This is a genomic window from Ruegeria sp. BG8, from assembly GCF_056538325.1.
In genome coordinates this window covers 196,519-202,786 of sequence record NZ_JBQFSZ010000007.1, presented here as the reverse complement: position 1 = coordinate 202,786, position 6,268 = coordinate 196,519, and the positions used below count along the sequence as shown (strand labels likewise).

At 50.5% G+C, this 6,268-nt stretch carries 5 protein-coding genes; 1 reads left to right on the top strand and 4 read right to left on the bottom strand.

Annotated features, from left to right (window positions below; all coding sequences use genetic code 11):
• Positions 1–67: 67 nt before the first annotated feature.
• Complete coding sequence (locus ACR0DG_RS15150; RefSeq protein WP_480699221.1) at positions 68–343, bottom strand: DDE-type integrase/transposase/recombinase; 276 nt, start codon at positions 341–343, stop codon at positions 68–70.
• A gap of 627 nt (positions 344–970) precedes the next feature.
• Here ACR0DG_RS15150 and ACR0DG_RS15145 point away from each other — a divergent pair.
• A complete protein-coding gene (locus tag ACR0DG_RS15145) occupies positions 971–2,764 on the top strand; it encodes a DUF4422 domain-containing protein (RefSeq protein WP_480699223.1) in 1,794 nt (597 codons plus the stop codon).
• Between the two features lie 157 nt (positions 2,765–2,921).
• Here ACR0DG_RS15145 and glf read toward each other — a convergent pair whose 3' ends face one another.
• Genes glf through ACR0DG_RS15130 form a run of 3 tightly spaced genes read right to left on the bottom strand, consistent with a single transcriptional unit; the run spans position 2,922 to position 5,767 of the window.
• Positions 2,922–4,079, bottom strand: a complete 1,158-nt coding sequence (gene glf, locus ACR0DG_RS15140) for a UDP-galactopyranose mutase (RefSeq protein ID WP_480699225.1) — start codon at positions 4,077–4,079, stop codon at positions 2,922–2,924.
• Positions 4,080–4,970, bottom strand: a complete 891-nt coding sequence (locus tag ACR0DG_RS15135) for a hypothetical protein (RefSeq protein ID WP_480699227.1) — start codon at positions 4,968–4,970, stop codon at positions 4,080–4,082.
• Positions 4,967–5,767, bottom strand: coding sequence for a glycosyltransferase family 25 protein (locus tag ACR0DG_RS15130; RefSeq protein WP_480699229.1), 801 nt, complete (start codon positions 5,765–5,767; stop codon positions 4,967–4,969). Before ACR0DG_RS15130 ends, ACR0DG_RS15135 begins: the two co-directional genes overlap by 4 nt.
• Positions 5,768–6,268: the final 501 nt, after the last annotated feature.

Below are 6,268 nucleotides of genomic sequence, written 5' to 3'. Positions count from 1 at the left end.
CGGGTGCCGTGAGGGCTTTGATCCCCAGCATGGGCTCGATCCTTCGTTTGATGAAACGGTTATCCTGTTAAATCATATTATTGAGGTGTTTCCGCCTGATAATTTCTATCGAAATCGAGCAACCAAGGCTGTTAAACACCTTCTTAATTCCCTTTACGCAAGCAGTGCTGGCACGACTAATGTCGACGACGATCTTGAGTGGCAATCTATTCAGCTCGAGCGCGCGGGCGCATAACAGCGTTGCAGCGCCATTGCTTCGACGCCCGGACAGCATGAAGTCCGTTGTGTTGCCGTATTTGTTGATGGCTCGGTAAATATAGGCTCTTTCGCCTTTTACTTTCAAATAGGTTTAGACCATTCGCCACAAAAGGTAGGCGGGACGCCTTCTGTACTGCGCTGCTTCAGCAACAAGGTCGGCGTATGGACTGACCCACCAGTTCATTGTTGCCTGATGTAGATCAACCCCACATTCCGTGGAGATTTCCTGCTGCTCTCGTTAGGTAACATTATAGCACTAATAGAAGAAAACCGCGTGCAAGATCACATCCTTCGGAAAATGCGGGCCCTTGAATGAGATCGCCCGGCCCTCTTGCTTTTATGTCTCGGTGCGCCCTACCAGAAATGCACCCAAACTGACACGTAGGGATGAAGTTTGCGAAAGAGCCATCGTATGTATCCTAGGTTGGGGAACAGGCTAACGCTAAGTCGAGGACTTTTCAGGGGGCAAGTCATTAGCTAACAAAAAACTGACTAGGCAGTATTGGTCGCACTTGGATTGACTAACTAGGGTACTCGCGCGTCGAATGGCGCGATTGGAAGCATTGACCCGCCTTCCCAATACAAATACTGGTCTATTTAGCTGTGCAAGCGATTGGCTTGGTTGGTAAAGACACGCTTTTGTTCGAACCGTTGACCACCTACGGCTCCTTCAAGCGCACTATTCGGTCGAGACCCAAAAAGACAAAACAAGATGGAAACGATTAAGACCGACATATTTGTGGGCGTTTGCTATCATAAACCAGCCCCTGTTGTTAAAACCGGGATTTTGCAACCCATTCATGTTGGCGCAGCTTTATCCGACCAGGCTTTGGACTACGCATTGCGGGACGACTGCGGGCGCAATATCTCTGAAAAGAACAAAGAGTGGTGCGAACTGACGGCTGCGTACTGGATGCGCCACAATGTCGAAGCCGAGTATTATGGCCTTATGCACTACCGTCGCTTGGTGTCGTTTTCGACTGCGCTAAAAACGGATAGATCGTTTATCCATGTCGACCAGTCCGAAAAGCAAAGGTTCGGTTGGGATGACAGAGTTATTCGGGAAAGGATGGTGGAAGCAGATATCCTGACCCCGCCTGTCTATGACACATATGCGTCGGGGATGCCCGATTATCCGATGACCAATTACGCGCTTTATGCGCGGGATCACTATGCCCGGGACTTAGATACCTGTGTGGACGTCTGCCGATCGGCCAACACTGAGATTTTCCCGTACGTTCTGCAATCCTTGAAGGATCGGCAAACGCGTTTCGGAAATATCTTTGTCATGAAACGCGAGCTGTTCTTTGAGTACTGCGACTGGATGTTCCCGGTTCTGGAAGAGACCGAAAAACACTTGGATACCAGCGGATATGACAGCTATCAGGCTCGTGTTATCGGTTTTCTAGCCGAACGCCTGACCGAAGCTTTCTTCCGCTATGCACAAGCCGCCCGCAACGCAAGGGTCGAAGAGGGGCGCATAGCCTTTGCCGCAAAGCCGCCGCAACAGGCAAACATAACCCGTGCTCTGGCGAATGCCACGCAATCGATCGAACAGCAGCCTGTCGCGGCGCAATCTTTGGGTGACCGGATATCAATTGCTTATGCAATAGACGAAGGCTATGCAAAACATGCTGCGACGTCTCTGCATTCTGTGTTGAAGCATGCAAAACAGCCCGAGCGGTTTGAATTCTTCGTCTTCCACAAAGGCGACATGACGGAAGAATCCTGTCTTCACCTAGCTGACATTGCAAAGCCTTACGGCGCGCGCGTCTCGTTTCCGATTGTCCCGGTTGAAACGCTTCTATGGCTGCCGATGAACCGCGCCCACATCTCGATGACCACCTACTATCGGCTGGTCATGGATCAGTACCTTCCTGATCATGTCCATCGCTTAATTTACATGGACGCCGATACCTTGGCGACTGCCGACCTGGACACGCTTTGGGAAACCGACATGAAAGGTATGACCGTCGCCGCCGCACCGGATGAAGGAGGGGTTTTGCAGTCCCGGCGCCTTCGACTAAGCACGAGCCATAAGTACTTCAACGCCGGAATTCTGGTTCTGGATGTCGATCAGCTTAGGCAGATGGATCTGAAGGCAGAGGTGATGTCAGCGTTTGAACAAAATGGTGAATATATTACCCTTCAGGATCAGGACCTTCTCAACATCATTTTTGAGAATAAAGTAGCTCCGGTAGATCTGCGGTGGAACGCCAACAACCGGTTGTATGTCAGAAACGAACTGGAGCCTGCATACTCCGACGACGATGCCCGTCAGGCGGCTGAGGATCCGGGAATTTTGCATTTTACCGACTCCCGAAAACCCTGGCATCTTAAGTGCTACAACCCTTTTTACGAGCTCTACTGGGCGCATCGAAACCAAACACCTTGGCGTGAAACGTCATTCGAAAGAACCAAAAGGCAATTCTCGCGTTGGATCTGGTGCCGACTGAACGCCAAATACCGCCGTAGCCTTGCAGATGCCCAGCAAAGCAATCCCTGACACCAATGTAAAAATCAGTCGCGTATTTGGTGAAGATTTCAAATCAGTAATAAGCGGAAGAAGAATACGACCGCCTTCTGGAACGCGCTCTCAATAGATAGTGCGCGTTTGGGGATCCACTACCCCCAAACGCATCGCGGTAAACTGCGACCCAGCCCTACAAAACAAAGACGAAAAACGGTTTAAGCTTTTCACCGCTTGAAATGGCGTCAAGTGCGGCTTTGGCGGTATCCAGGGACTCGCGTATTGTTACATCCATATCCAGATAGCGATACGTGCCCAACCGACCGACAAACGTGACGTTTTCCGTTTTGTCAGCCAACTCAACATACTCTCCCAGTAAAGCCTTTTCCTTGACTTGTCGGATTGGATAATAGGGGATGTCATCCGGACCAGCTGCGCGTGAGAATTCTCGGTAGCAAACCGAACCGTCATGCGTTTCCCATGGTGCAAAGTGCTTGTGCTCGGTGATGCGCGTGTATGGGACGTCTTCTTCGCCATAGTTCATGACGGCGCAGCCTTGATAGTCCCCATCATAAGTAAAGCGTTCGAAATCCAGCGTTCGATACCCAAGACGCCCCAATTCAAAATTAAAATATCCGTCCAGTGGACCCGAATAGAATACGTGGTCGAACTCATCGCCCATGGCACGTTCAAATGTTGTATTCAGGTTTACTTTGATCGCGGGATGATCAAGGATCTGCTCAATCATGTCCGTGTAGCCGTTTTCGGGCATGCCTTGGAACTTATGAAAAAAGTAATTGTCGTCGTAATTGAACCGCACCGGCAATCGCTTGAGGATCGAAGCAGGCAGTTCAGAGGGTTGACACCCCCATTGCTTGATCGTGTACCCTTTGAAGAACGCTTCATACAGATCTCGACCTACGAACCGCATGGCCTGTTCTTCAAAGCTCTGAGGCTCTGAAATCGACGTGTCAGCCTGTTCTTGGGTTATAAACTGATATGCTTCGTCCGGGCGCATGGTCTTACCAAAGAACTGGTTGATCGTGTGCAGATTGACCGGAAGCGAAAAGACCTGTCCCCTAGAAGTGGTTTTGACCCTGTTTTTGTAGGGCAGGAAATTGGCGTGACGGTTTACGTATTGCCATACCTCTTCGTCGTCGGTGTGAAAAATGTGTGGCCCATAAACGTGGACCATAACACCCGTGTCGGCATCGCGTTCCGTGTGACAATTGCCGCCGATGTGATCCCGGCTGTCTACTATCGTCACATCATGCCCGTTCTCGGCCAATTCACGGCCAATAACGGCTCCGGACAGGCCAGCGCCTACCATCAAAAAACGCCCGGTTGTCATCTAGATACCTTTCTGTTTCGGCACAATCGTGGACATATCCAACGGTTTAACCAACTGCCGCCTTGCAATCTTGAGTATTCCCGCACGGGCTTCACTGGCGTCACGGAATTCGGACAGGTTGGACAGCCATCCCTTGCACATGCGCCAACCTGTCTGAAACCGACCGGAAACAGGCTGTCCGTCCGGGGTCAACCCGGCAAAGACAATAGGCACCGTACGACGCGACAGATCGAACATTTCTTTCAAAACGGCCTCTTCTTCTTCCGAACTGAGGTTCCCGCTTTCTGCCATCGCAACCTTTAGGTTTTTGCCAACCGGTCGCGTATGATGCATTGCGATCTCATCAAGTATCGCCGCTCGAAATGCGCCGGCTTCTGCCCAACGGCACCATATGTAATCCAATCCGTAGCCGCTCATCGTGCCCTGAAACAGAGGCAAAGCGTTTTTCAGGATATCCCGATGCAGGCAAGGCGCCATGATTTCGATGTAGTTAATATAGCGTAGCGCGAAACCTGGGCATTGGCTGAACACGAAATGAGAAAAGTAGCTGTCTGGCGTCAAAGACGGCTGTGCAATGCGTAGCCCATGCCGCTCCATGGCTTCGAACATGGCATTAACTTCTTTGGCACCGATATCCAGATCATCATCAGGAAGCCAATAATAGGAATATTGATCTATTTCCCGCTCGGTGAGCGTTTTGAACAAACCATCCCATTTCCCGCCCTTTACCAAAGAGGCTTCTACGCCGGGTTCAGGTTCAAATTCCGCGAATGCCTCGTCCGAAAAAAAGCTGACGAGCAGATCATAGGCGCGGTCTTCGTAGGGAATTTCCAGCCAACGATGATGCAAAGACTTGTTGCCCGCACGGACAACCACAAGGCTCTTTTTCATATGCGGTCCCGGGCCGGATTATCCGTTCTTAGCAAAGGACCGAGACCCTCGATGGCATCGGGCTTTAACGGGTGGCTCAGACGGCCATGGGTGTACTTTGCCTGATACATCAAATTGCGCAGAAATCTTTGCAGCGGCGATCCGGTCTTAGTCTTGCGTCTTTCAGCATCTATGGTGCTGCCGCATGCTTCACGCTCGGCGATCATCTGTTCCGCCAGTGTCAGTATCGGAACGTTGTGCTCCCAGTAGAATTTCAGATCGATATCGATCGGTCGCGAGATCGGGGCATCAATCTCCAGCAATCTCGCCGCGGCCCGTCGGCCAATGATATATCCGGTTGTTCTGGGCGGCAGAAGGTCAGAAAGCACCAAGTTTTGCCCCGCAAACTCTGTCAGCACCTGCCGGTTCTTGCCGGGAACGCCGTCCAGCTTGATCATGACATCCTCGAAACACTCGGGGCATTCCGAAAGTGCATCCAAAAAGAACCGCGGGTCACGGACAAATGTCGCGTCATCCTCCAGGACCAAAGCAACATAATCGTCCGATTCAGCAATTTCTTGCCAGATTTGACGATGCCCCAACGTACACGCCACTTCGTTCCGGCTAAGAGGACGCTTGAATTTCACGCGGTTCATATCCGCATCGTAAATGTTGTGCAGATCCGAGCTTAATAGCTGTTCGCCTGAAATCGCATCCGAGAATTCATAACTAAGTCCGAGACGCGCGAATTCCTTTTCGCAGAAATCGCGGCGCTCTATATCTTTTGGAAGACTAAGTATGACAGCCTTGATGGACACTTGTACTAACCAATCGAATTTTTGGCGCTTCTACGGATCGCATATAGCAATCTCAACAACAAAAGAACGATACTTTATTTTTTGCTGCGCAACACCTTCGCAGTGTAGCGAAAAATTGCCAGATACGCAGCCCGTGTTTTCTCTGGGAAGGTTGTCCCAAAAAAATATGCGCATTCAAGACAATACCTCACTGTATCACATTGAAACCTTTTGGAAAGCATCCGTTTCGGGCGGAACGTCGTTTGTTGGTAAAATCAGAACCCATCTTTCAAAAAGCTCGATTGCTTAATTTATGGGCATCTTGCACATCAAGCAGGCATTGTTTTTACGCAACACATTTAGACCAACTTCGAGAGGATTATCGGACTGAACCAATAGTCAAAACCCCACCGAAGCCGCAGCTATTTATGACGCTGAACACGTTCTTACCCTTGCTTTGACCGAGGCGCGCCCTTATTTGCCCCAAGCGATCGCGGAACTTTCAATACGAGCCACACTGTC